Annotated in this window: 22 protein-coding genes; 5 read left to right on the top strand and 17 right to left on the bottom strand. The window is 33.4% G+C overall.

Features of this window, described 5'->3' with window-relative positions; translation table 11 throughout:
- Positions 1–829: 829 nt before the first annotated feature.
- Positions 830–1,042: a hypothetical protein gene (locus SLH48_RS15175; RefSeq protein ID WP_320258860.1), complete on the bottom strand. Its 213-nt coding sequence runs from the start codon at positions 1,040–1,042 to the stop codon at positions 830–832.
- 578 nt (positions 1,043–1,620) lie between these two features.
- Entirely contained in the window at positions 1,621–2,049 is a 429-nt protein-coding gene (locus tag SLH48_RS15180; protein WP_320258861.1) for a hypothetical protein, read from the bottom strand.
- Between the two features lie 673 nt (positions 2,050–2,722).
- On the opposite strand from SLH48_RS15180, the gene SLH48_RS15185 reads away from it, so the two are divergent.
- Positions 2,723–3,481 carry a hypothetical protein gene (locus SLH48_RS15185; protein WP_320258862.1) on the top strand — a complete coding sequence of 253 codons (759 nt, stop codon included), beginning with the start codon at positions 2,723–2,725 and terminating at the stop codon, positions 3,479–3,481.
- A gap of 119 nt (positions 3,482–3,600) precedes the next feature.
- The gene (locus SLH48_RS15190) at positions 3,601–3,996 is read left to right on the top strand and encodes a hypothetical protein (RefSeq protein WP_320258863.1); all 396 of its coding nucleotides are present in this window, start codon (positions 3,601–3,603) and stop codon (positions 3,994–3,996) included.
- A gap of 102 nt (positions 3,997–4,098) precedes the next feature.
- On the opposite strand, the gene SLH48_RS15195 is transcribed toward SLH48_RS15190, so the two are convergent.
- Positions 4,099–4,464 carry a DUF3221 domain-containing protein gene (locus SLH48_RS15195; RefSeq protein WP_320258864.1) on the bottom strand — a complete coding sequence of 122 codons (366 nt, stop codon included), beginning with the start codon at positions 4,462–4,464 and terminating at the stop codon, positions 4,099–4,101.
- Between the two features lie 398 nt (positions 4,465–4,862).
- On the opposite strand from SLH48_RS15195, the gene SLH48_RS15200 reads away from it, so the two are divergent.
- Positions 4,863–5,192 (top strand): YolD-like family protein, encoded by a 330-nt coding sequence (locus SLH48_RS15200; RefSeq protein WP_320258865.1) that lies wholly within the window; start codon positions 4,863–4,865, stop codon positions 5,190–5,192.
- 175 nt (positions 5,193–5,367) lie between these two features.
- Here the strand turns inward: SLH48_RS15200 and SLH48_RS15205 are convergent, their stop codons facing one another.
- The 3 genes from SLH48_RS15205 to SLH48_RS15215 form a co-directional block, all read right to left on the bottom strand.
- Positions 5,368–5,529 (bottom strand): hypothetical protein, encoded by a 162-nt coding sequence (locus tag SLH48_RS15205; protein WP_320258866.1) that lies wholly within the window; start codon positions 5,527–5,529, stop codon positions 5,368–5,370.
- 12 nt (positions 5,530–5,541) lie between these two features.
- Positions 5,542–5,850: a hypothetical protein gene (locus SLH48_RS15210; RefSeq protein ID WP_320258867.1), complete on the bottom strand. Its 309-nt coding sequence runs from the start codon at positions 5,848–5,850 to the stop codon at positions 5,542–5,544.
- Positions 5,851–6,065: 215 nt separating this feature from the next.
- On the bottom strand, positions 6,066–6,431 hold the full coding sequence (locus SLH48_RS15215) for a hypothetical protein (protein WP_320258868.1): 366 nt from the start codon (positions 6,429–6,431) through the stop codon (positions 6,066–6,068).
- Between the two features lie 233 nt (positions 6,432–6,664).
- Between SLH48_RS15215 and SLH48_RS15220 the strand changes: the two genes are divergently transcribed.
- A complete protein-coding gene (locus tag SLH48_RS15220) occupies positions 6,665–7,021 on the top strand; it encodes a helix-turn-helix domain-containing protein (protein ID WP_320258869.1) in 357 nt (118 codons plus the stop codon).
- A gap of 562 nt (positions 7,022–7,583) precedes the next feature.
- On the opposite strand, the gene glnA is transcribed toward SLH48_RS15220, so the two are convergent.
- The 4 genes from glnA to hflX form a co-directional block, all read right to left on the bottom strand.
- Positions 7,584–8,918, bottom strand: coding sequence for a type I glutamate--ammonia ligase (gene glnA, locus SLH48_RS15225; RefSeq protein WP_214482774.1), 1,335 nt, complete (start codon positions 8,916–8,918; stop codon positions 7,584–7,586).
- Between the two features lie 122 nt (positions 8,919–9,040).
- Positions 9,041–9,442: a MerR family transcriptional regulator gene (locus tag SLH48_RS15230; RefSeq protein WP_214482773.1), complete on the bottom strand. Its 402-nt coding sequence runs from the start codon at positions 9,440–9,442 to the stop codon at positions 9,041–9,043.
- A 125-nt stretch (positions 9,443–9,567) separates the two neighbouring features.
- Positions 9,568–10,839: a methionine gamma-lyase family protein gene (locus tag SLH48_RS15235; protein WP_320258870.1), complete on the bottom strand. Its 1,272-nt coding sequence runs from the start codon at positions 10,837–10,839 to the stop codon at positions 9,568–9,570.
- A 13-nt stretch (positions 10,840–10,852) separates the two neighbouring features.
- Complete coding sequence (hflX, locus tag SLH48_RS15240; protein WP_413785433.1) at positions 10,853–12,118, bottom strand: GTPase HflX; 1,266 nt, start codon at positions 12,116–12,118, stop codon at positions 10,853–10,855.
- A 491-nt stretch (positions 12,119–12,609) separates the two neighbouring features.
- On the opposite strand from hflX, the gene SLH48_RS15245 reads away from it, so the two are divergent.
- Entirely contained in the window at positions 12,610–14,061 is a 1,452-nt protein-coding gene (locus SLH48_RS15245) for a suppressor of fused domain protein (RefSeq protein ID WP_320258871.1), read from the top strand.
- A gap of 335 nt (positions 14,062–14,396) precedes the next feature.
- On the opposite strand, the gene spoVK is transcribed toward SLH48_RS15245, so the two are convergent.
- From spoVK to SLH48_RS15280, 7 genes are all read right to left on the bottom strand, one after another.
- Positions 14,397–15,344, bottom strand: a complete 948-nt coding sequence (gene spoVK / locus SLH48_RS15250) for a stage V sporulation protein K (RefSeq protein ID WP_214482769.1) — start codon at positions 15,342–15,344, stop codon at positions 14,397–14,399.
- Positions 15,345–16,802: 1,458 nt separating this feature from the next.
- Positions 16,803–17,027, bottom strand: coding sequence for an RNA chaperone Hfq (gene hfq / locus SLH48_RS15255; RefSeq protein WP_214482767.1), 225 nt, complete (start codon positions 17,025–17,027; stop codon positions 16,803–16,805).
- A gap of 41 nt (positions 17,028–17,068) precedes the next feature.
- Complete coding sequence (gene miaA / locus SLH48_RS15260) at positions 17,069–18,013, bottom strand: tRNA (adenosine(37)-N6)-dimethylallyltransferase MiaA (RefSeq protein ID WP_320258872.1); 945 nt, start codon at positions 18,011–18,013, stop codon at positions 17,069–17,071.
- A gap of 583 nt (positions 18,014–18,596) precedes the next feature.
- Positions 18,597–20,489: a DNA mismatch repair endonuclease MutL gene (gene mutL / locus SLH48_RS15265; protein ID WP_320258873.1), complete on the bottom strand. Its 1,893-nt coding sequence runs from the start codon at positions 20,487–20,489 to the stop codon at positions 18,597–18,599.
- 293 nt (positions 20,490–20,782) lie between these two features.
- The gene (gene mutS / locus SLH48_RS15270; RefSeq protein ID WP_320258874.1) at positions 20,783–23,368 is read right to left on the bottom strand and encodes a DNA mismatch repair protein MutS; all 2,586 of its coding nucleotides are present in this window, start codon (positions 23,366–23,368) and stop codon (positions 20,783–20,785) included.
- A 681-nt stretch (positions 23,369–24,049) separates the two neighbouring features.
- Positions 24,050–24,613 (bottom strand): outer spore coat protein CotE, encoded by a 564-nt coding sequence (locus SLH48_RS15275; RefSeq protein WP_320258875.1) that lies wholly within the window; start codon positions 24,611–24,613, stop codon positions 24,050–24,052.
- Positions 24,614–25,278: 665 nt separating this feature from the next.
- On the bottom strand, positions 25,279–25,710 hold the full coding sequence (locus SLH48_RS15280; protein ID WP_320258876.1) for a RicAFT regulatory complex protein RicA family protein: 432 nt from the start codon (positions 25,708–25,710) through the stop codon (positions 25,279–25,281).

Genomic DNA, 25,710 nt, shown 5'->3' on the forward strand with positions numbered 1-25,710 from the left:
AACCTTTCTAAGTACATTTTAAGTACTTAACGTTTTTGTGTCCATAAAACTATACTAACTCCAAACATCCTTTCTTTGATTGATATTGCAACTAAATGTTTGGTACAACTTAAATATACTTATCTAAGATGACTTTACAGTGACTATAAAATAACAATTTAGTCACTTAAGCCTATATTTTAAAAAATTATTAATTTTTTCCTACTGGTACTAGAAAATGCCCTCATACAAAATGACCATTCCTTTTTAGTACTAAAATACAAAATAAAAAAGTCCTCACTCCGAAGAGTAGAGGCATTCAATAGGATAAAAAATAAAATGCTAGTTTTATCGTAAAACTAAGTAAACATATTAATATAAAAACGTTACATCACCATCTGCCATAATAAATTTAATAAAAAATGGAAAAAGAGCTATTTCTAGCCCTTAATCACCTTATTAATATTATCCACACAGCTTGCCCTTTTTCTGTCGTTTAGAGGACTTCTCAGTAATAATGGACTTATTCGACGGAATTTCTATTTGCGCATTTCATCTAATCTCTCTAAATCATCTACTATTTCTCATATATTCTCTTCTGCAAGTTGAGCAGCTTGGCCTGACCGGGTTTGAGATAGGAATTGGGATGAGAAATAACTCTTGTTAGAAAAAAATATAGTTAATAACAAAATAAACAAAACTTCATCACTAAATATAGAAGGTGTTTGATATATGACGGGTAATCTAGGACAAGTATACATTTTAGTAATTTATTTAACTTCCCTAGTAGTATTTTTATTCCCCAAAAGCTTTACCACCTTGTTCTTCATTATTACACAACATTGTCACCTCATCTAGCAATTCTACCTCGCTTAGATTTCCTTTTTCTCTTATTGATGGTTAATTTCATAAGTGAAATATCTTGTTGAATTCTATCAAAAAGGTATTCTGCCCTTCTTATTTCATAAATAGAATTATCGGTCCCGTTGTTAAGTGTTTCATCAACGTATCCTAATGTTTTCAATAGTTCACCTGATATTTTTTCATACTGCTTTATATCCATAATTCTTATTCCTCTCCTTTTTAACACCTTGTGCCCGAAATAAACAGATGGAAAAAAATTTTCGCTCAGTATCGTTTTATATAAGTTAAATATTCAAAAGAATTTAGTTTGCTACGAAGGTATTCCTGTTTTTTATTTTATCAAAATAATGAAACCACTGATTTTAGCTTGAGAGGTGGTTTTTAGTGAAAATATGAAATTTTCTTGTGTATTCACTTGTTATTGTGCATTTACATTAATATATTTATATTTCTTTATATAATTTTAATGAGAAGATCCTATATTTTATAAAAATTCCTATATAACAGGAACTGAATGCAAAATTACTGTAATGGGTTATTTTTACAAACAAAATAAAAAGAAGCCTTTAAAAGGTACGGGTAGGATTAGTTATTGCTGGAACATACCAATTGGAACAAGTGTCTGCACTAATTAATCTGAAAGAAGCTGTAGAACAAGTTATAAATGAAGATGCAGGATTTGAAAATTTCGTTGTAATTTGGAGTGTATAGGTTAATTTTTCATTGAAATAAAACAATCGCCCTCAACATAAATAAATGCGTCTGAGGGCGATTGGATTATTGATTAGGTACGGATGTACTTATACATCTCTCTATTGTTCTAAATGAGTATTCTATCCTACAACTATCCTCATCATCCAAACAGTTCGCTGTAATATCGGTTACATTTGGAAAAGAAAAACTTATAGAGTTGCTATTATCAGGTAAATTGATTGTTGGTCGAATAATTTTGGGTATAACCGAACCATTTGTTGTTATATTTATTTCAAGGCCATCACCAGATATTAAAGTAATAGTTCCACATAAAACCCCAGTAGGAGTAGAAGCTCCACAGTAAATTTGAAATGGGTCGGTATCTTCTACACGATAAGTTCCCATAAAATCACAAGTAGGAACCGGACAATCGCAGCAAGCGGTCTTTTCTACGGTGTTAAGTGCCTTTGTAGTACTACCGCAACATGATGATTTTGAAGCATAAGCACTCATTGTTCTACCTCATTTCATAGTTTGTTTGGGGTATTGTATGGCTAATTAATTCGTTTTGATTAGACGGATGAGTAAATATTTTGGTGTTTTAGAGCTAATCGCAATCAACGCGGTTGGCTTTTTTATATTCCGAAAAAGGAGGTGATCTAACATGGCGCAATCACAGCCCGAAGTTGACGAGTTAATCGTGAAATAAAACGATGACGTTTTCGATGCTATTGCTAACTTAAAGGCGATTCAACGTGAAGTGAATAAACCAACGTGCCACTTCACATTAATAAATATGGAGAACGTAGTTGTGTGTTCGAAGGCAAAGTCGATTTAGAAGCGTGGTGGAAAGCGAATGACAAATAAATTACGAAGCACGACCAACGAACTCCGCTATTTTAGCGGTGTTTTTTCTTATGTAGATGAAAACGGCGAACCTCGATTATCGGCGCCAGTTAAAATACTCCAAAATTCACGATAATGTATACCTTTTATCGTATCCTACCTCACTTCTGGAATAACATAAAATGTACTACCTATTCTTATAAAAAAAGGATAATAATAGTTCTTGTTGAAATATTAATATAGTGTTAGAAATGGATATAATTGATATTTATAACCACTATAGAACAAACTCAAATCCAATATTTCACACTAATTTATGTTTTAACGGGAGTGAGGCGTAGTGAAAATGAGTAAAAGTTTTTTTTCCTATCAAAAAGACATCCTGTTAGCATTTATTACTTCAATTGTAGGTTACATGGTTTTAATATCAACAAATAGAGTTGGATTAGTCGATTTAACTATTGAAGCAGTTTTGTTCTCTATAGCTAGTATAATAGGATTTAATGGCTATCTAAGATCTTCAAAGTCCATTAATAAACACTTTAAGAAATTTGAGTTATTTTACGGTATAACATATTTAATAACTGTAGTCTCATTTATTATTGGTATATATTTTTTTGCTAACAACCCTACTATTCTAGAAATTGAACTAAGAAATGTAACGGAGAGCACTTTACTAATTATTATGAGTTTAATCAAATCATCATCCTTGATATTTTTAATTTTTACATGGAGCTATTTTTATAAGTATTTAAAAATATCAGCATCCACCAGAAAAAATATACTAATGTTCTTATCAGGGTTCTTACTTTATTTGATGTTATCAATAGTCATTTGGTTAATTACAAATGATTTAAATGTGTTAAGCTTGGGAATAGTTGTCGGGAGTGTAATTGGTATCTTTGCAATGATTGCACAAGACAAACGAACTAGATATCTGACTATCATTTTTATCATATACAGTAGTATACACTTAGTTGAGTTTTACATGATGGGGCTTGGTAAAAGTTTAGCAAGTGGATTAAATAACCCTGTATACTGGGGAGTCACTGTACTATATTTTTGTGAAGTAAATAGATGGATCAATAATGAAATTTAAGATGGAGAGATGTTATTGAATATTGAAGCAGGTATTAAAATTTAAAATGATGTTAGAGATAGTCTAAATGACTGTCTCTTTTTTATTTTGAAGGGATGTGTCTGAAGTGGAAAACAATTTTGGAGCAATTGAGAAAAAAAAACTCCAAGACAAAGTGGATTGAAAATCTGGAGAATCAATCGCAAGAAAAATGTTGCATCCTTCTCCTTCTCTTCAGACGAAGACTTTACAGAATTCAAGGTGAAAGTAGTAAATGTACTGGCGCAGCCCATGACACCAGCACTAAGATAGATACAACTCATGGATCAGTTAATACAAGTGGAGATGAAGGCTATTCTGCAAACACACCAATTAATGTTCAAGTCACAGGTGATGATATTGAACAAGCTTCTAGTGTTGACAGTCAAAAAGTTATCAAGGTATTCATAAAAGATCATTCTATATTAAGATGGAATATGAAGATATTTGGAAAGAAGAAAGTAAAGCTGACTAATGTATATAAAGAGGAAAGATAGGTTGTTTCTCTCCTTTCTTCTTGATTGTTAATCATGATGTAGTTATAATTTATACGATGTATTAAAATAATATCCTTACGGTAAAATTCCTCTCCCTTATTACTAATTATCCACACTCTTCTCCGATTCTTCTAATATTTCTACTTTTGTTGCTCCTACTTTTGGGGGCTTTGTTTCAGCAGCTACTCTTTTATGCCAAACCTTAACCTTTTGACCAACAGTTAGCTCATCATATTCATCTTTATCAATAGCAAAATAAGCTGATTGATTTTCTTGTGCCTCTGATATTAGATCTTCCTTTGATTTATCATCAATATCATCTTTAGTAATGTTACTAATTACAAGGATTTCATACACTTTACCTTCTCTTTTTTCAATAATGTAACCTTCGAATATTGGATTTGTCGTTGAACATGATACAAGAAGAGATAAAATTACAGCAGTAATTGCATATCTAAATAAATTCATATAGAACCCCTCTAATTCCATTTTACTTGTTGCTTATTCATTGTTCATTTATTCTGGCAAGTGAATTACTGTATCATTAGTATAGGGGAAGATATCATATAATTCCATAGCGTTCATTATTTGAGTGTAAAGTCCATATGTTCCACCTCCTCCGGATGGAAATTCACCTCCAGAATGTATAGGGTGTATTAAAAAATTGTAAGGATTGTATACTACTGCACCATTGTCTCCTCCTTGAGAAAAATCATCTGAGCTGAGATTATTATTATTTATCCTAGTTACTTAAGCCTCTCATTCCAAGCATCTCCTTATGTCTAATTATGAACGTGCATATGTTCTGTTTTAATGTATTAATCGAACGTATTTTCGTATATACTATTGGTAAAGGAGTGATACGTTTGAAGGACAGAGGGATAATGAAATGGGTGCCAGCATTTATACAACCGGAACATATGAAGATGATGAAGGAAGCAAAGGCTAATTATTATAAGGTGCAAAAGCCTGTATTAGATGAGCATGAAATAGAGGAAATTAACAGTACAATCCTAGAAGCTATGGAGTTTACACAAGAAGTAACAGTGACGTATTTTGAGAACGGTGCGTTTAAACCATGCATGGGACATATTCATTATGTAGATCAGCTCAATAAACATATTAGAGTAAAGGATAAATTCGAGGAAATACACAGGATTAAATTTGAGGATATTATTAATGTACAAATAATATAACAGCCCCACATGCTTTGCAGGGCTGTTTTTTCATGGAGTGAATATCTTGCTGTATTTTATATTATGCAATTGTTATTATTTGTATGCGTATTTTAAAGGACGGACAACATTTACAGTGTTTAAAAACACCGCTTCATCCGTTGTTTTTTCACCTTTTGATACTTTCTTCTCCCACTCATCCCTTGTAATAATTCCTTATAGTACCCCACTCTTTTACTAAACGAGTGTTGGCATCTATTACAATATCAGAAGGAATAACTGCAAGTAATCCATCAATATGAAACGCTCTAGAAGATTGCAAATTATATCCAACTTCATCCCACTGAGCGTTAGTCAACTTTGAGCAGTACTACTCATCTTCTGACCAAATATCTGTTTTTATTCTATAATCATCTCCTACATGTTCTAATCCGTAATCAACAGCTGCTTCTAATTCAGAAGTAGTCGCGTTAGTCCCCAACTTAGTGGTTACTTTGTATTGTTTTATTCCGCTAGCACCATCCCATAAGTTACTTCTATTCCAATGGTGTACTTTATTACCACTGTTTGCAGTTTTAGAAGCTTCAATCACATAATAATCAGTTGTTGAAAGTACAGCAGTATGTCCTGTATTAGATTTTTCCCCTATAGCATTATCACTACCGAAACCGTAGTACAAAATGTCCCCGTATTTTGATAGGTTTTTATTTTTTATTGAGAATTGGTTTGATAATAAAATGGATATTTAATTGGATTCACAAATAACTATATCCCTATTATCACTCTTGAGGGCGCTGATAATGTTATTCTCACTATTATTCATGATTATTTTAATTACCTGAATCCCCCATATAAAAAGAGCATGTAAGACTCCCACATGCTCCTTTATCTTTTTCAATTATTAATAAAATCCTTATTGTCATAGATTGAATATGTATTATTGTTTGACAACCACTCTTGAATCCCATGAATAGTATAGTAATTATCATCATCTGTACGTATAAATGGAATCCCACTGCCTGAAAGAACTTGATTTAAATCTATTCCATCAAATTCACTTATGGTAATCCCCATATACTCAGCTATTTCTGATTTACTATATAATCTCATTTCTATCTTACTGTTTTCACTTACTGAATTGACTGAACTAACTGAATTAGATTTTGCCATGTCTGATAAAGAATTGGAGATAAATACTGAACTGACTAAGATAGATATTGCTAGAATAATAATTGATATCCCTGTAAAATTTATTTTCATACTCCCGCCTCCCTTCGAACAAGCATGTAAATTCCTCCTCTTTGTATGATCACAATACACTATTAAGAATAATCCAATCGACAATTTAAGTACTCTTAGACTACTGAAACTTAGACTTAAAATTGTCATTTTATTATGATTTACTAAAACAAAAAAACGAAAATTAAGTTCCACGCCCTTTTGTTGGAAAATTTTCATATAATAAACATATATTAAATTAGGGGTGAAAATCTATGAAAGAAAATTTAATAGCAAGATCACTATTTACTTTAGCTATTTGTCTTGTAATAGGTAGCTGGTTTATTTCAAATGGGTTAAAGGAAGGCAATCGAATAATTGCAGAACAATTGTCTGATGGAATTGAAGCCACTAAATCATACACAATAGATGCAACACAAGGTCAATTATTAACTGCTACACAGTTATCCGAATATTTGGGTATAAGCAATGAACAAGTAACTCAGTTATTCCCAGATTCAAATGGTAAAAGCGTAATACCTTATTTAAAAATTAAGGGTGAGCTCTTCTTCCCTAAAGCAGCCATTGATAAATGGTTACATGAAATTGAAGCAACCTCTATTAATAGATGAGCCCAATAAAATTTGGGCTTTTATTTTTTTAAAATACTTCTTTTATTATAAATGATCTAAGTTAATCATTTATAATAATATCTTAATTTCCTAACAAGCCATTCCAGTTGACAATTTTCTAAAATGTTGATTATGCCGGAAACTCATTTAGTGTGTAGTTCACACTGTATTTCCTTTTCTATTAGACATGCTATAAATTTTGATGATTAGTTTTCTCTGCTATTTACCCTAAATTCCTCTACCATTTAAATGTTCAAACTGTTCCTTCTCAATTTCACTGTCAAATAATAGAAAAAAATCTATTACAAGCATATTTAGCTTCTTCACTTGCCTCCTTTAACAAAAATTCATGGAGTTTATATTTTATGTCTCCCCCTTTATGTAATATTTGTATACGATGGAAATTGTCAAATTGGGGTAAAATTTTTTTGAAGTTTTTGTAAATTTTTTTTGAAGTTTTTGTGGTCAAAAATGGGTCAAGTTGTAATAGAGAATTAAATCTCACAACTTGACCCACCTAATAAACTGCTATAAACGTTGTTAAATCAACATTTTTATTTTCTTAATATAAAGTCATGTATTGGTCACGTTCCCAAGGGTGAACTTGCGTACGGAACATATCCCATTCTATTTCTTTAGCTTCTACAAAGTGCTCGAATAAATGTTTACCCATTGCACCTGTCATAACTTCATCAGACTTTAAGTTTTCTAATGCATGTTCTAGTGTTGCAGGTAAGTCTACGATACCAGCTTCTAAACGCTCAGCTTTGTTCATTACATAGATGTTTCTGTCAACTGGTGCAGGAGCTGTAAGCTTGTTTTTGATACCATCTAATCCAGCTGCAAGTAATACTGACATTGCAAGGTATGGGTTTGCACTTGGGTCAACGCTTCGCACTTCAACACGTGTGCTCATACCTCTAGATGCAGGAATACGGATTAATGGGCTACGGTTACGAGCTGACCAAGCGACATATACAGGAGCTTCATAACCAGGTACTAAACGTTTATATGAGTTGATTGTTGGATTTGTAACAGCTGTAAAGTTTGGTGCATGTTTTATAACACCAGCGATAAATTGACGAGCTGTTTCACTAAGCTCTAAGTCGCCAGTAGGGTCAAAGAATGAGTTTTCACCATTAGCAAATAATGAAAGGTTTGCATGCATTCCAGATCCGTTTACGCCGTAAAGTGGTTTTGGCATGAATGTTGCGTGTAAACCGTGCTTTCTAGCGATCGTTTTTACAACAAGCTTGAACGTTTGAATATCATCAGCTGCTTTTAACGCACCAGCATATTTAAAGTCGATTTCATGTTGCCCTGGCGCTACTTCATGGTGAGATGCTTCAATATCAAAGCCCATTTCTTCTAATTCTAAAACGATGTCACGGCGGCAATTTTCACCTAAATCAGTCGGTGCTAAGTCAAAGTATCCACCTTTATCATTTAATTCAAGAGTTGGTTCGCCCTTTTCATCAACTTTAAATAAGAAAAACTCTGGTTCCGCTCCTAAATTAAAGTCAGTAAATCCTAGCTCTTCCATTTCTTTAAGTACACGCTTTAAGTTATTACGTGGATCTCCTTCAAAAGGAGTACCATCAGGATTGTAAATATCACAAATTAGACGTGCAACTTTACCTTTTTCAGATGTCCAAGGGAATACAACCCAAGTATCTAAGTCAGGATATAAATACATATCGGATTCTTCTATACGTACGAAGCCTTCGATTGAAGATCCATCAAACATCATTTTATTATCAAGTGCTTTTTCTAACTGACTAGTAGGGATTTCAACATTTTTGATCGTTCCTAATAAATCAGTAAATTGTAGTCTTATATATCTAACGTTTTCCTCCTCAGTCATCTTAACAATGTCTTCTCGTGTGTACTTTGCCATAAAAAAAGCTCCTCCCTTGATTTTAAAAAATTTATTTAAATAAAAATTGGTGAAGTGCATCCATTCAAGAATATATTTCACCTATATTTTACTTATTTCTAACGGTTGCATGCACATTTTAATTAATGGAAAAATCGGGACATATCTCCTTGTCTCAGAGTTGTACGATTGTATTTTCCAGCATTCATCAGTTCAGCTTTTAGTAGCTTGCGCAGTTCATCTTCAGATAGTTCTTGTTTGTTCGCTTTAACTACTTCATTTTCTTGTACAGGTTTTGCATCTTGATTGCCTGCAAATAATTTCTTAATCCCTGCCATATTGACACCTTGATCTATTAGATTTTTAATTTCTAATAGCTTGTCAACATCATTAAAAGAAAATAATCGTCGATTCCCTTCGGTTCTTGCCGGAGATACTAATCCATGCTCTTCGTAATATCGAATTTGCCTAGCTGTTAATTCGGTTAACTGCATCACGATTCCGATAGGAAAAAGTGGCATGGACCTTCTGATTTCATCAGCCATAATGATACCTCCATCATTTATTACTATATTCAGTATATTCCATGTTATGTTTTTTGTCAACACTATGTCATAAAATCTAACACAATAAATTACATCAATTTTCTTTTCGTTCATTCTGTTCTTATTTAGCCTATTTTGAGGAGATTTTTTTCAATCAAATGATTGATTGCCGAACAAACCGCTATCTTGACGTGAGCATATGTTAGCCCCCCTTGTACGTATGCTACGTATGGTGGCCTCAAAGGCCCATCCGCTGATAGTTCTATACTAGACCCTTGTATAAAGGTACCAGCCGCCATGATCACATCATCTTCATAACCAGGCATATAGCTAGGGTATGGAGTAACATAAGAATTGACTGGGGAACAATATTGGATTGCCTGACAAAATGCAATCATCATTTCTTTATTATCAAATTGGACTGATTGAATAAGGTCTGTTCGATGACTATTCCAGCTAGGATGTGTGTTCATGCCGATTTCGGATAAGAAAGCTGATGTAAAAACAGCACCTTTCAAAGCTTGACCAACAATGTGTGGAGCGAGAAAAAATCCCTGATACATTTCTTGCAAACTATGTAACGATGCTCCTGCTTCACTACCTATTCCAGGAGAAGTCATTCGATAGGAGCATGCATCAACAAGAGTTTTCTTCCCTACGATATAACCACCCGTTTTAGCAAGACCGCCACCAGGATTTTTTATTAACGATCCAGCAATTAAGTCTGCACCTACATGACAAGGCTCCAATGGTTCTACAAATTCACCATAACAATTATCAACAAAAACGACGATTTCTTCATTAATCGATTTTACAAATTGAACCATTTCTTGAATCTCACTTATCGAAAACGAGGGTCTATTTGCATATCCCTTAGATCTTTGAATACCTATCATTTTAGTTTTTTCATTTATCGCTTCTTTTACTTTGTTATAATCAATTTTGCCATCTGTAGCTAACGGTATACTGTTATACCCAATATGATACTCTTTAAAAGAACCTACGCCTGAACCTCTAATTCCTACTATCTCCTCTAAAGTATCATATGGCTTCCCAGTTATATACAAAAGCTCATCAAATGGCCTAAGCACACCAAATAATGCAATTGAAATGGCATGCGTTCCTGATATGATTTGTGGGCGAACTAATCCAGCTTCGCCTCCAAAAACTTGTGCATATACTTTCTCCAACGTATCTCTTCCAACATCATCATAACCATAACCTGTTGAAGGCGTGAAATGTGAATCACTTATTTTATGTCCACGAAAACTCTCAAGTACTCGATATTGATTCACTTCTATATTCCGATCGATTTGATGATGGATATTACGTATTTTGTCTTCTACTATATTTACTATGTCGGAGATTTGCTCTCCGTTACTTAAGTTATGAAACATGTTTCTTCCCTTTCTAAACTTGATATTTCTTTAGTTTACCGAATGCGATATGTGAAGATAATACATATCCTGTACATTCATAAACATCTTCTCTTTCATCATATTTTGTCTCTGTTACAATCGTATCCGTTTTGATGGATGACAGTAATTTCCCGTCTTGGCTTGGAATTTTCACGTGATATTTAACCATATTCTCTTTTATCCGATTTTCGAGCCAAGCTTTCAGTTTAATAACATCATTGTCGTTATGTGCACTAATTGTGACAACTTCTGTATTTGATGAGGGTACAAAATCTGAATGAATACTGTCACGCTTATTATAAACGGTTATGACTGGAATATTTTCGAAACCTAACTCTTCTATTAACTGATATACAGTTTGTTCATGATTAAAATAATCTGGATTGGAACAATCAACTACATGTATAAGTACATCAGCATCTTTGACCTCTTCTAATGTAGATCTAAATGCAGCTACTAATGTGGTAGGAAGATCTTGTATAAATCCTACGGTATCCGTGAGCAGTACATTCATCCCAGATGGTATCGACATCTTTCTCGTCATAGGATCTAATGTAGCAAACAACTCATTTTCTTCATAAGCACCAGCTGCTGTTAAACGATTAAAAAGCGTTGATTTTCCAGCATTCGTATATCCTACTAAAGATAATTGAAATGCATTGTTTTTCTTTCTCCGTTCACGATACCTCACTCGATGCTGAACGATCGACGATAATTGTTGCTTAATTTCAACGACTCGACGATGGATGTGTCTTCTATCCGTTTCGAGCTTCGTTTCACCTGGACCTCTTGTACCAATTCCTCCCCCGAGCCTAGATAAAGAAATACCTTGCCCAGCTAGTCTAGGTAATAAATATTGTAATTGTGCAAGTTCAACTTGGAGCTTCCCTTCACGTGATCTAGCCCTCATTGCAAAAATATCTAAAATTAGTTGAGTTCTATCAATTACCCTCGCCTGAAATAACTTTGTTAAATTTCTAATTTGGCTAGGTGTCAGCTCATCATTAAAAATGATAATCTGTGGTTCTATTTCACTTTCCAAATTTACAATTTCTTCTACTTTTCCTTTACCTATGTATGTAGCAGGGTGAACTTTCTCTCTTTTCTGTGTAACGACAACTTCCACAGTCCCATTCGCCGTTTTTGTTAAAGATGCAAGTTCCTCCATCGAAAACATAAATCTTTCATCATTTAAATCGGGCAATTGACATCCAACTAAAATTGCTGTTTCAGCGGTTTTATTTGTAGTTATATTCAAACTCCATGTACCTTCCCTTTTATAATAATTAACACTCTTTTTTATCATATCAAAACTAGAGACTTTTCACGAACATATTTGAAATGAATTAATATATGTTTGTTTTCGCATGTAATATGGAATATCAATAGAAAAAATAAGACTTTAGTATTAGTAATGCGTGACTATTTTCTTGTAGATTTTGGTATTAATAATTTGTTATTATAAAATTCAGAATATATAGTATATATATTCAATCTTGCTCTATTATTTTTATTCACCCGTAAAAATATTAGACGAGCTTTCGGTTAAATAATTCTAGGCTCTTTTCGTATACTCGTTTACTATTTAACTAAATTTGACAGTTACATAATGATCATACCGTATACTAACTGTCTAAAGAAGACAAAAAATCTAGACTAACCGAATGCGTGCTTCTGTTTTAGTATGAAAGACAACAACTTGATACGAACACAGCCTAATAAAAATAACAGAGAGGAGATATAACAGTCATGGCAATCAAATGGATTGTAGCAGCAATCATTGGTCTTATTATCGTTTGGAAAGTAGGAAAAACTATTCTGGAGGGAGTTCGAGAAGGCATAAAGGAAGGTGTAGAAGAAGCCAAAGAAGAGTTAATACATGAAGAAGACGAACATGAAAAGACATATGAGGCATTGTGGAGTCAAGCATACCAAAAATCTGATGAAGAAAGATTTGGAATCGCCTTAAAGGCAATGTTTGTAGAATTTTATATGCATGGTCCAATTTTACAATTAGATTGGAATGAAGATAATTCAGTATATTTGTTTACAGAAGTCTTGCCTGAGGATAAACTAGAATTTCTTAAAAAGAAATTTAAAGATGAATGGGGAATCTATGATAGAGGAACATTGTTAAAACAAATTCACTGGCTTAAATATGAAGGGCACCGCTTTCAGTATGAAACAAAAACAAATAACATGCATATCGAGGCAGCTGCATTCGATTTTGCTCGTGAAGCTATGTTAGTATGTGATGGTGTCGCGTTCGGTTATATTACAGAAGATGAAGGCAAGGTGCTATTGAAAAAAATATCTTTCAAAACAGCCAACATGTTTTCAGGCTGGAAAGAGTATGCAGAAAGTTTTATGACAGGTGCAACTTTTTGGATGCAACAAGTAAGCTTAAATAAAAAAATGGAGAAAAGATATCATAAAACGTTAAATTGGTTGCTAGAAAACCCTTTAAGTCCTTGGGTTAAAATTCCTTGGGAAACAGACAGCTTACTTTCTTCGCATCCTATAGATATAGATGCTAGGGACATAATTGAATACCATATTGAGACATACATAGGGGAGATCAAAAATCAATATGTAGAAGAAGTTACTGACACTGTTAGCATCGATATATATCATATAGATGCCACTGAAGATAAACCATTCCATACTTTTATTACGATGGGAATGAGCGACCTACCTATAAATGAATTACCGGATGGTTGGAAATATAGTGAACTAATGATGTCGGTCCCAGCAAATTGGGAAGTGTCTGACGAAGGATTCACAAACGAGGATAATTACTTTCCACTCCGATTACTTAAACACCTTGCTAAATACCCTCACTTAAATAAAGATAAGGAGCCACTGTCTTTGTGGAGTATCAATCTTCAAGATCCGGCGGAGCCTTTTACAAACAATATAAAGATGACAGGATCTATATTACTTCCTCCTTTGTTGTTTGATAGAGAATTTTTTGAAGTTGATATAAATGTACAAAAGAAGGTCCATTTCTTTAATGTTCTTCCTTTGTATTCAGATGAAATAACCTATCTTTTAGCAAGTGAAGAGAAATCATTGTTAATGCAGAACAATGAAATTCCTCATGTTTTCAACCCTACTAGAAAAAGTTTACTTACTGACCTTGAAAATATAAGCTTCAAACAAGAGGATCAACAGGATTCACAAAAAATTGGTTTTTATTAAGGCTCTTTCATTACCTTTTGTTCTTTTATTGTAATAGTTTAGAAACTAATTTTAATAAATGATTGAATCTATCTTATGAGAGGAAAAGATGCCACGACCACTAGATGGATACGCGCTTATAACTTGGTACGCAAAAAACTCTCTATAGGAAGTAGCTTTCTTTCTGTTACTACCGTATTAAATTTGCATTTAATATGAATTCTATACAGATTTATAAACGTGTACTTTGTTAGATAAATAAAACCTTATTACATTTTAATAAAAAATGAGGATGATGCGTAGTGCTAAAAATAACGTATCACCCTCTATTTTTTATTAACCTAAAATAATTACAGTTATATATCACTAATTAATAAGTCCTCACTATTAATGGTCATTAGCTGTTTTCTATCGAGTTCTTCTTGAAATAACAACCTCATTGCTTGAACACGAACTGACTTTTCTATTACATTTCTAACATAACGTCCATTACTAAAAGAAGCAGGATGTAATGAGTTTCTAATAGATAGTAAATGATTGCGTAATTTCCACTCAGCTTCTTGGTGAAATGTATAATCTCTTTCGGAGATCATTCTTGAAGCGATTTCCATCAATTGGTCAACAGTATAGTCTGGAAAATCTATAACTAATGGGAACCTAGAATATAGACCCGGATTGAGCGATAAAAAATGCTCCATTTCCTTTGAATACCCAGCTAGAATTAAAATAAATTCATTTTGTTTGTCTTCCATATGCTTGACTAATGTATCAATTGCTTCTTTCCCAAAATCTTTTTCCCCACCTCGAGCAAGTGAGTAAGCCTCATCTATAAATAAGATTCCTCCCATAGCACGCTTAATAAGCTCGCGAGTTTTTTGTGCAGTATGCCCAATATATTCTCCTACTAAATCTGCCCTCTCAGCCTCAATCAGATGTCCTTTCGATAACACATTCATACGAACAAATAGTTTTCCTAATAATCTGGCAACAGTTGTTTTTCCCGTTCCAGGATTACCTTTGAACATCATATGCAGCACTTGTTTACCTGGTTTTAGCCCCTCTTCCTCACGTTTCTTGTTAATAAAAATCCATGCATATATTTCTTTAACAATCCGTTTGATTTCTTCCATTCCGACAAGAGAAAGGAGCTCATCTTCAATTTCTTTAAGTATATTATGTTGAGAAGGGAACGGCTTATTATATACATCCGTTTGTTGATGTCGTTTAACCTCAATTTTCTTTTGTTGATTATTAAGTATAATATTGATTTGACCATTATTTTTCATCGTCATAGGTTGATTCAAGCGATTTCACCTCACATTCATTACTAGTATACGTACGAAAAATAAAATTGTGACAAATGCCTATAACAAAACTCCATATGTAATCATATTAACTGTAATAGCAAAGGAAAGGTGGTATATTTTGTTTATAGCTTATTAACAAATTTCTGCAATTTTTTTCTTAAATTCATTATCAACTATTAACCCGTCTAATTTGTCAAACTTAAAGCTATAAAATAAAATGACATTAAGGTTTATTATGTTTTGTACAGGCAACATAGTAAATAGCAGTTTACTCCAGTTAACACTGAGGATTTCGATAAGATAGTCTCGGTTACACCTGTAAGAACATTGGTGAAAAATATAAAAGGATAGGTAAGAGTATCGATTTATTTTTACTACTTTAATTCAATCCACACTAGAACCTTTATTAACATCATTTGTATTTGAAATGACAGACACTTATGATAGTTTACGCTTGACAAAATTCAAGTCTCAACGATTTGGTTATCAGAACAAGCGTTCATTAGGATATGAAAAAAATTAATTGATACATACAATAAATAAACTCCAAAGAACGAATGATTGTAGATTTAAAAAACTAATTCTGTAAAAAGGTGGTGTCGGGACTATTGAGTCAAGTCGCTTTGAAAACAAAAATATATTTTGGGCTTTCTGTTACCATTTTCCTTATCGGTCTTCTTTCTTGGGTTCCTTATTTAGTATTTAACATCCAAGAACCTTATGGGGTGTTAACGTTATTTCTTAACCCAATAGGATTTTATGTAGGCTATTTATCTAAAAATAGATTGATAGCATTGAGCAATTTATTCATGGTCTTTAGCTTTGTTCCTGTTTTAATATTTGTTTATCTGACAAAGGGGTATATTCCAATGTAAGTATGATAGCCTTTTTGAAGTAAATTAAACAGGAAAATCTTATAGTGGGGGCTTCCATAAATTTTATTCAATTCAACTTTGAGATTAACACAGCCATAAAATAAAAAGAGACCATGATAATGGTCTCAGCAGTTCAGTTATTGTGGTGAATTATTAACATTGCATTTAAATGCATAACTTAAACACCCCTAATATGTCATAAACAGGCTTCATCTCTACCCATGACTTCCCTCTTTTTAATTTGATTAAGAGTGATCATCAAACCAGTAAGTCCCGCAGTTAAGGAAGGTGGAATACTCCAACTAGAAAACCCCAGTATCCTGAAAATATTGAGATAAAGAGAAAAAGCATCGGAAATCTTACTAATACATACTATTAAAGAAACGTACAGTGCTATTTTATTATTTTTCATAGCACATCTCTATTAATGAATGTGAAAAGCAATAATTTATCATTTGATAAAGATATCGTGAAACCTATGTATGCTTGCTTATTCCTTAGTAAGAAAAACAACAATCATTACGAAAACAGCTCGTTCAAAAAAAATAACCTACGTTAATTAGTAGGTTATTCTTACAATTTATTCAAAATCTATTTGAATATTTTTTTGAGGTGCAAAGGTTGAAATCGCATGTTTATAAATTAATTGCTGTTTGCCTTCTGTCTCAAGCAAAACAGTAAAATTATCAAATCCTTTTATTTGTCCTCTCAATTGAAATCCATTTAATAAGAAAACTGTTACAAATGCTCCATCTTTTCTAACTTGATTTAAAAATTGATCTTGAATATTAATTGATTGCTTCATAATTTCGTCCTCCTCTTTTCTATATATACATAATTATTCGCTTAAAGTTTGAGCTTTCCTGCTATGTAATCGAAAATATCCGTTAACTTTTCATTAAGATGACTAGTATCAGTCATATCAAACCATTCAATGTCCATCTTGTTTCTAAACCACGTTAACTGTCGTTTGGCATACCGTCGTGAATTTTGCTTTAAGCTATCTTTCGCATCTGCTAACGTTATTTTGCCGTCAAAATGCTCATATAGTTCTTTATAACCTATCGCTTGAATTGATTGGCAATCCCTTATGCCTCTTTCATAAAGATCATGAGCTTCATTCACAAGACCTTGATCAAACATAAGGTCCACGCGTGCATTGATTCTTTCATATAATTTTGCTCGATCCATCGTTAAGCCGATAAGTGCATTATCATATAATATATCTTGTCTCTGGTCTTGTTGCAACTCAGACATTGGTTTACCTGTCACATGGTAAACTTCAAGTGCGCGTATAACGCGTCTCACATTATGTGGGTGAATCCGTTCAATACTGAGTGGATCAACTTTTTTTAGTTCATTATATAACGAATGTGCTTCACCATTATCAGCTTTTGCTTGTAAGCGATTACGATATGAAAGGTCAGTCGGTTGACTGGAGAATTGGTAATCATACAAAACCGCTTGAATGTATAAACCAGTACCTCCTACAATCATCGGAAGCTTCCCTCGTGACTGGATATCGCTAATTAAACTTCGAACGATCATTTGAAATTCTGCTACAGAAAAAGATTCATGAGGATCTTTAATATCAATTAAATGATGCTCGATCCCTTCCATCTCTTCTTGTTTTATTTTTGCTGTACCAATATCCATTCCCCGATATATTTGCATAGAGTCACCACTAATAATCTCCCCATTTAACTTTTTTGCTAGCTCTATGCTTAATTTTGTTTTTCCAACAGCTGTCGGACCTACAATCACAACAACTTTTTGTTCTGTTTCATTCAACTAATGATCACTACTTTCTATATCTATTGCAGTCAAATCATAACATATCCAATTTTGTTAATTAAACATTCATATAGTATAACCAAAAATGAATCCTTTTTAACAACTCTACACAATAATTTTATAATCTCCAGACATGATAACGCTTTCGTTATAAATCACTAACCACCTTATATTAGCAAAAATCTTTTAAGTAAACGTGAATGTATAAAAGTAGAGAATAAGACCATTTTACATAAAAGTTGCAAAAGGACAGCGTGAGTCTCACCATTATATTTTTCATGTTTTTTAGGCTAAGGTAGATTTGCTCCCATTAAGCTAAACCTGATATTATATAAGCTGTTTTCACAATGACTGTTGTTTATCGAACAAGAACGATACTCGCATATATATATCGCAGGTTATTGCTTAAATAAACAGCTCATTGAATATCTATTTTAGTATGGGAGCAGCACAGTTTACGACAAGGGTCGCAAAATAATAAACGTTCTAGAAGGTAAACAAAAGTGTTTATTGACTTTTGTTGAGTCAGCATAGGACTATTATATTAGCCTTGTTAATTCTTATTACTCATTGTTTAAACTTACATAACTCGTTTAAACATTTTTTCCATTTCATAGGTCGTATAATGAATGATGATTGGTCTACCGTGTGGACATGTAAATGGGTCACTCGATTGTCGAAGCTGTTCAAGTAAAGAAAAAATTTCTTCCTCTTTAAGATGTTGATTAGCTTTAATCGAAGCTTTACAGCTCATCATAATCGCAGCTTCTTCACGAAGCTTTTTCACATCAACTTTTTGCATTTGTAGCACTTGCTCAATCATATCCTCTATAATCGTTGTCTCATCTCCTACTGGGAACCAAGTCGGGTGAGATCGAACGATGAAACAATGGTGTCCAAAAGGCTCTAACAACACCCCACATTGGGCTAACTCTTCTTTATGCTCATTTATAAGTACATATTCATCTTGTGAATATTCTAAAGTTAGTGGCAACAACAGCTGTTGAACCTCTGAAGTTACTTGACCGACTTTTTCACGATAGTATTCATATTTAATTCTTTCTTGAGCAGCATGTTGGTCGATAATATAAAGACCTTGTTCATTTTGAGCTAAAATGTAAGTTCCATGCATTTGTCCAATAGGATATAGTGGTGGGACACGTTGCGTATGATCTGTAACAAAATCATCCAAATCCGTTAATTTTTCTTCCTCTATCTCAGAAACATCGTTATCATTATCTAGTTGTATTCTTTCTGGTTCAAGTGGCGCATGATAAGCACTAATTTCATCATGAATAAACTCATCTTCATTTTCCTTAATGACATTAACCACGTTTTCACTTTGTGAATGAATACCTGTTTTCTTTTCTACAGGCAAAACAGGCTCACCATGTGTATCGTTACTTAATGCATGATGTTCCAACGTAAAATCTTGTTGAACTGTTCGTTCTGTTCTCTTTGCAAATGGGTTTGCTTCAGGAATGAGCTGCTTAGTTTTAAATTCTTTTTCAATCTGTGAACCAATTAAGTCGTTTAGCTCAGACTCCTTACTAAGTCGCACCTCTAGTTTCGAAGGATGCACATTTACATCGATTAATAAAGGGTCCATGTTAATTTCCAATACGATAATTGGATATCTACCGATTGGTAGTAATGTATGATAACCGTTTTGAATTGCTTTCACAATAGAGTAGTTTTTTATATATCTCCCATTTATCATCGTAGAGATGTAATTCCTAGATGCTCTCGTAAGTTCAGGTAATGAAATGAATCCCTTCACCTCAAAATCTAAAGATTGAATCGATATTGGAATCATTTTCTTAGCAATAGATACACCATATATCGCTGCTATTACTTGTTTCAAATTACCATTTCCATTTGTTAAAAGTAGTTTTTTTCCATTATGGATTAATTTAAATGAAATTGATGGGTATGCTAAAGCTAAACGATTAACGATATCAGTAATATTACCTAACTCGGTATTGATCGTTTTCATATATTTTAATCTAGCTGGTGTATTATAAAACAAATTAGACACTGTTATATCCGTGCCTTTACGACTATCAGTACGTTGATGACTAGCGAGCTCACCACCTTTAATAGAAATGTACGTACCCGCTTCTTCACCAGTACTCGTCTTCATCTCTAGCTCGGATACGGAAGCAATACTGGGTAATGCTTCACCTCTGAATCCAAGCGTCCGTATTCTAAACAGGTCATTTTCATCTATGATTTTACTCGTAGCATGACGTGAGAAAGCCACAAGGCAATCATCTGGTTCGATGCCATCCCCATTATCAATCACTCGAATTTTTGCTAATCCTGCCTCTTCTAGTTCAATTTCGATAACAGTGCTATGCGCATCTATTGCATTTTCAACCAATTCTTTTACAACTGAGGCTGGTCTCTCAACTACTTCCCCTGCTGCGATTTTATTAGCAAGCTGATCATCTAATTCAATAATTTTCCCCACAATATCACCTCCAATCTTATCTTTTATAAAGGCTCTTTTCGTAAATTTAGTAGCTATTTTCACAAAAAACAGACAGCATGCTGAGTTTATGAAAGCAATAATTGTAACAATTAAAGAGATGCACCACGAGCACAAGATAGATACGCGTTTATACCTTAGAGTGAAAAGCATCAATCAATGTGAAACTGCTAATCAAAAAAATACGAAAAAATGCAGTCTAGACTGTTTGAAAATTGTTTATGAATCAGATTAACTAGTTAGCTTGCATTTTTCGTTTTGTCCACTTATAACAATCACTTCAATTTCTTTTGAATTTCATATAATTTATTTATCGCATCCATAGGTGTCATGTCTAGTAAATCAAGTGATTTTATATCTTTTAACATCCGCTTTTCTTTCGTAGAGAGTTTTTCTTCAATTTTATTTGTCGTTTCTTCTTGAACAAATAATGATAATTGTTCTTTAGGAACAGCATGCTCCTCTTTAGTATTCGGTTCTGATTCACTTGCTTTTTCCAGTATAGCTAGTACCGATTTTGCACGATCGATTAAAGCGTCTGGAAGATCAGCTAATTGTGCAACATGTATACCATAGCTTCGATCAGCTGCACCTTCTTTTATTTTATGGAGGAACACTACTTTCCCATGTTCCTCTATTGCACTCACATGAATATTTTGTAATTTTGCTAAATCATTCTCTAGTACTGTCAATTCATGATAATGAGTTGAGAATAGCATCTTCGCACCGATGTTGTTATGAATATATTCAATTATAGCTTGTGCAAGTGCCATGCCGTCATAAGTTGATGTACCTCTACCAATTTCATCAAATAAGATTAAACTATCTTTAGAGGCATTCATTATGGCATTATTTGCTTCTAGCATTTCTACCATAAACGTACTTTGACCAGAAATAAGATCATCAGCTGCACCAATACGAGTGAAAACCTGATCAAAGATCGGCAGTACAGCTTCTTGGGCTGGAACGTAACAACCAATCTGAGCAAGAATAGACGTTAAAGCAATTTGTCTCATATACGTGCTTTTCCCTGACATATTTGGACCAGTAATTAATAGTATCTCTCTATCATCATTCATCACGCAATCATTCGGTACGTACTGCTGAAGTTGTAGTACTTTCTCTACGACGGGGTGACGTCCATCTTTGAGAAAGACCTCTCCATTATGAGAGAAAGCTGGCTTACAATAATGTCTTTCCTCACTAACTGTTGCAAAGCATTGCAATACATCAAGTTCACTAATAATTTGAGCCAATTGCTGAATACGAGAAATATTATTTTTTACTTGTTCACGAATATGAAGGAATAGCTCGTACTCTACTTCAACAATTTTTTCTTCTGCTTCAAGTATTAAAGCTTCTTTTTCTTTTAACTCAGGCGTAATAAACCTCTCTGCGTTTGTTAATGTTTGTTTACGCTCATATCTTCCTTCTGCTAATAAATGAAGATTTGCCTTAGTTACTTCAATATAGTAGCCAAATACCCGGTTATAACCAACTTTCAACGATTTTATGCCTGTTAGCTCACGTTCTTGTTTTTCTAGAGCTGCTAACCATGATTTGCCATTCTTACTAGCATCTCTTAGTTTATCAAGGGTCGGATCATATCCATCTGCAATGATGTCACCCTCCTTAATCGTAAGTGGTGGGTTTTCACGCAAAGAAGCTTCTAACAACGCTGTCACTTGTTCACACGGATCAATTTTTTCAGCAAGTTCACCACAGTAAGCATGATCTAGTGTTGTTAATAATTGCTTTATTGCAGGTATTTGTTGTAATGACTTTTTTAGTTGGACTAGATCTCTTCCATTTACATTCCCAAAGGCTACTCGACCTGCCAAACGCTCTAAATCATAAATTTCCTTCAACATATCCCGAAGCTCAATTCGCTCAAAATATGAATTAATAAAAGTCTCCACCATGTTTAAGCGGTCATCTATCGCTTCTTTATTGATGAGGGGTTTGTCTAACCATTGCTTAAGGCGTCGTCCTCCCATCGCTGTCATCGTATCATCAAGCAACCACAGTAAAGAACCCTTTTTCCCTTTACCTCGAATTGTTTCTGTTAGCTCTAAATTCCTTTTTGAAAAGTAATCTATTTTCATAAATTGATTTGTTTCATAGACTTGGACTTCTTGCAAATGTTCTAAACTGCGTTTTTGTGTTTTCTTTAAATAGTTTATTAAACGGCTAACTGTACGTGTTAGCTTGTCATCATGTAATTTGTTTACAATGTTCAAAAATTCATTATCAATGACGATATTATCTTCGAATGAAAATGTTAATTGGCATCGTTCTAATAATTTTATTTTTAGCTCTTCTGGAAATTGTGAGTCAACAACAACCTCTTTTGCATTTATTGAATAAATTTCGTTAATTACATCATTGAATTGCGAAATAATGGTAACTTTGCTCTCGCCAGTTGTTAAATCGATGTGAGAAAGACCGAAACTATTATCATTAAACTTCGATATTGATGAAAGGAAATTATTATCTTTTTCTATAACTCCCTTGCCTTCCATCACTGTACCCGGTGTAATGAGCTGAACTACTTCACGCTTAACAACACCTTTTGCTTGTTTTGGATCTTCAACTTGCTCACAAACTGCTACTTTATACCCTTTTGTTATTAATTGTTCAATATATCCGCTTGCAGCATGGTGTGGAACTCCACACATCGGAATGCGCTGTTGGTCTCCACCATCTCTACTCGTTAATGCGATCTCTAACACCTTGGATGCATTGACTGCATCATCAAAAAACATTTCATAAAAATCCCCAAGACGAAAAAATAAAAAGGCATCCTGATAATCTGCCTTTATCTTTAAATATTGTTGTATCATCGGCGTATAGCTTGCCATTGTTATCCCCCAAATATTCCTATTATTAAGCACTATTTATTATAACATATATGGGGACATTTCTTTATTACATTGGTTGTTTCAACATAAATTGATATTAACTAAGGCTCTTTTCGTTAACGTTGTTATTATAATATAAAATCTGATGTGTATGAGTGGGACGGTTTTTAGAGAAGAAAAGATGCCACGATGGCTAGTTATACACGTGTTTATAACTTGGTACGTAAAGAAGATATCATTGCGAAAAACCCTTTAACTAAGGCTCTTTTCGTTAACGTTGTCTTTTTTCACTAATTGTATAAACTCTGATATGTATATGTGATCGGAACAGCCTTTTGAGAAGAAAAGATGCCACGATGGCTAGATATACACGTGTTTATAACTTGGTACGTAAAGAAAATATCATTGCGAAAAACCCTTTCACTAAAGCTCTTTTCGTTAACGTTGTCTTTTTTTCACTAATTGTTAAAACTCTGATATGTATATTTGAGTGGAAAAGTCTTTAAAGAAGAAAAATGCCATGAATCTTCTGAAAACCTATTTAGCTGATCGTAGAACATATTAATGACAAAGTTTAAGAATGGTACCACTACAACAAGAGTATCATTTCAAATATAATTCATAAGGCCGAACTTCCTCCTGCAAGTAAAAAACTAGGAAGTCTGGCTCCCTAGTTCTTTATTATTCTTCTACGTCTTCTATTAGAAAATCAGGATTCAAATCTTCAAACTCTTCATCATCTAATTCCTCATCGTCTAACTCTTCATCATCCCATTCTTCTTCTTCGAACTCTCCATCAGGATCAATGACAACCCAGACTTTCGTTTCCCCAATTACTTCTGCTAGAAATTCCCTCTCCACTTGAACGATTACTTTATTACCATTTGGAGAAATGGTCGCTTCCAACGTATTAGGCTGCTGTAGAACTTTTGCTACAACTTCTTGACCACCGTCTAAATAATTTTCATCTTTGTATTTTAATTTGATCACATCTGTATATGCAACTTTTTCTGTTACGACTTCTGTTTTAGTATTATCACTGAATGAATACCATACATTAATGTCATAAGTACCATCTAATTCAACAGTAGATTCTCGTTTTTTTGCCTCGTATTGGTGGTTTATAATCCAACAACCTAAAATACTAGTAGGTTTATGGGACGGAGAAAATGTGTGTGTTGCTTGGGTGAACTTACGCCCTCTTCCTATTACAGCTTTAGTAATAATTTCTCTATGTTGTGACATACAAGTATACCCTCCTCAATCAATCTTCTTTCCATCCTATGCAGGGCAAATGACTATTGTGCCTATTACAAAAACAATTATGTGATGTATTAAATATAGCCGTATAGTTCATTGTATGTCGCAAAATCTAGATATGTACCTATTTTTTAAATTTATTTAGAAAAATAGCGTAGACTGATTTGTTCACTATACCCGAAAGTACCTATTGACATAGGTTCATTAGGTATGAAGGACTCTAGAGTGTAGAGAAATTGGAAGCTTCTTAATCTTTGGAGTTATATAATATGAAGGACTTTTTAACTTTAAGTGTGAGAGTTATAGTGTTCTCAAGGAGGCTTGAGTTTGATCTACAAAACTAAAACTCGTTGACTTTTTTGTATTTTTTATTACATTTAATCAGTTAATAGCTTTTAATTAATGGCTCTTTTCATAAACTTTGTTGCTATTGTTATCTTTTAATTTCAAAAAAGTGGTTTACATTATTAGTCATCGTTGTACAGAAAGAAGATGCTAGGAACAATATTTATATTCCTATTTAACTGTTAGTGTGACAATCAACAATTCATGCAAGAAAGTCCACTGCTAGCTAATCTTTACAGTTATCAAAAAGAGCATTGAAATGTATCCAATGCTCTCTTACCTTAAATAATAGATTGCTTAAAAGCTTAGTGACAACTGCTTCCACTACTTGCTTTAATTTTTGAGCCCGTCTCTCCACGGAGTACATCTCCACCTGTAGAGACAATTATTTCATCAGTAACTGTATTCGTAATTGTTGATGCAACGAGTTGAAGTAAATCATTCACATGAATTTGCGATGATTTAAATTCCTGAACGATCGGCAATTCATCTATTTCAGCATGAAGTTTATCAATTTTTTCTTCTACTTGTTTTAATGCCTCATGTTTACCATAATGTTGAAAATTAACTGCTTGTTTTTGCAAGCTCTTAATCAAAGCAATCGTTTCTCTTACTTTTTGATTTTCATTAATTTTCTCTTCCGTTTGTTTAAACAGTTCTACTTCTTCCGTATCCGCAATCATCTTCGCTAAATCACGAGCACGTGCAACAAGATCATCTTTAGTATACTTAGTCAT

Origin of the sequence: Cytobacillus sp. IB215316, from assembly GCF_033963865.1 — a bacterium.
GTDB classification, from domain to species: domain Bacteria; phylum Bacillota; class Bacilli; order Bacillales; family SM2101; genus Nanhaiella; species Nanhaiella sioensis.

Excerpts from the sequence above, each read along its gene's own strand:
- glnA (WP_214482774.1), bottom strand. The coding sequence starts at position 8,918 with ATGGCAAAGTACACACGAGAAGACATTGTTAAGATGACTGAGGAGGAA.
- SLH48_RS15220 (WP_320258869.1), top strand. The coding sequence starts at position 6,665 with ATGAAAGAAAATTTAATAGCAAGATCACTATTTACTTTAGCTATTTGT.
- SLH48_RS15275 (WP_320258875.1), bottom strand. The coding sequence starts at position 24,613 with ATGTCACAACATAGAGAAATTATTACTAAAGCTGTAATAGGAAGAGGG.
- mutS (WP_320258874.1), bottom strand. The coding sequence starts at position 23,368 with ATGGCAAGCTATACGCCGATGATACAACAATATTTAAAGATAAAGGCA.
- SLH48_RS15235 (WP_320258870.1), bottom strand. The coding sequence starts at position 10,839 with ATGTTTCATAACTTAAGTAACGGAGAGCAAATCTCCGACATAGTAAAT.
- SLH48_RS15195 (WP_320258864.1), bottom strand. The coding sequence starts at position 4,464 with ATGAATTTATTTAGATATGCAATTACTGCTGTAATTTTATCTCTTCTT.
- SLH48_RS15280 (WP_320258876.1), bottom strand. The coding sequence starts at position 25,710 with ATGACTAAGTATACTAAAGATGATCTTGTTGCACGTGCTCGTGATTTA.
- SLH48_RS15245 (WP_320258871.1), top strand. The coding sequence starts at position 12,610 with ATGGCAATCAAATGGATTGTAGCAGCAATCATTGGTCTTATTATCGTT.
- SLH48_RS15230 (WP_214482773.1), bottom strand. The coding sequence starts at position 9,442 with ATGGCTGATGAAATCAGAAGGTCCATGCCACTTTTTCCTATCGGAATC.
- SLH48_RS15175 (WP_320258860.1), bottom strand. The coding sequence starts at position 1,042 with ATGGATATAAAGCAGTATGAAAAAATATCAGGTGAACTATTGAAAACA.
- SLH48_RS15180 (WP_320258861.1), bottom strand. The coding sequence starts at position 2,049 with ATGAGTGCTTATGCTTCAAAATCATCATGTTGCGGTAGTACTACAAAG.
- hfq (WP_214482767.1), bottom strand. The coding sequence starts at position 17,027 with ATGAAGCAATCAATTAATATTCAAGATCAATTTTTAAATCAAGTTAGA.
- SLH48_RS15215 (WP_320258868.1), bottom strand. The coding sequence starts at position 6,431 with ATGAAAATAAATTTTACAGGGATATCAATTATTATTCTAGCAATATCT.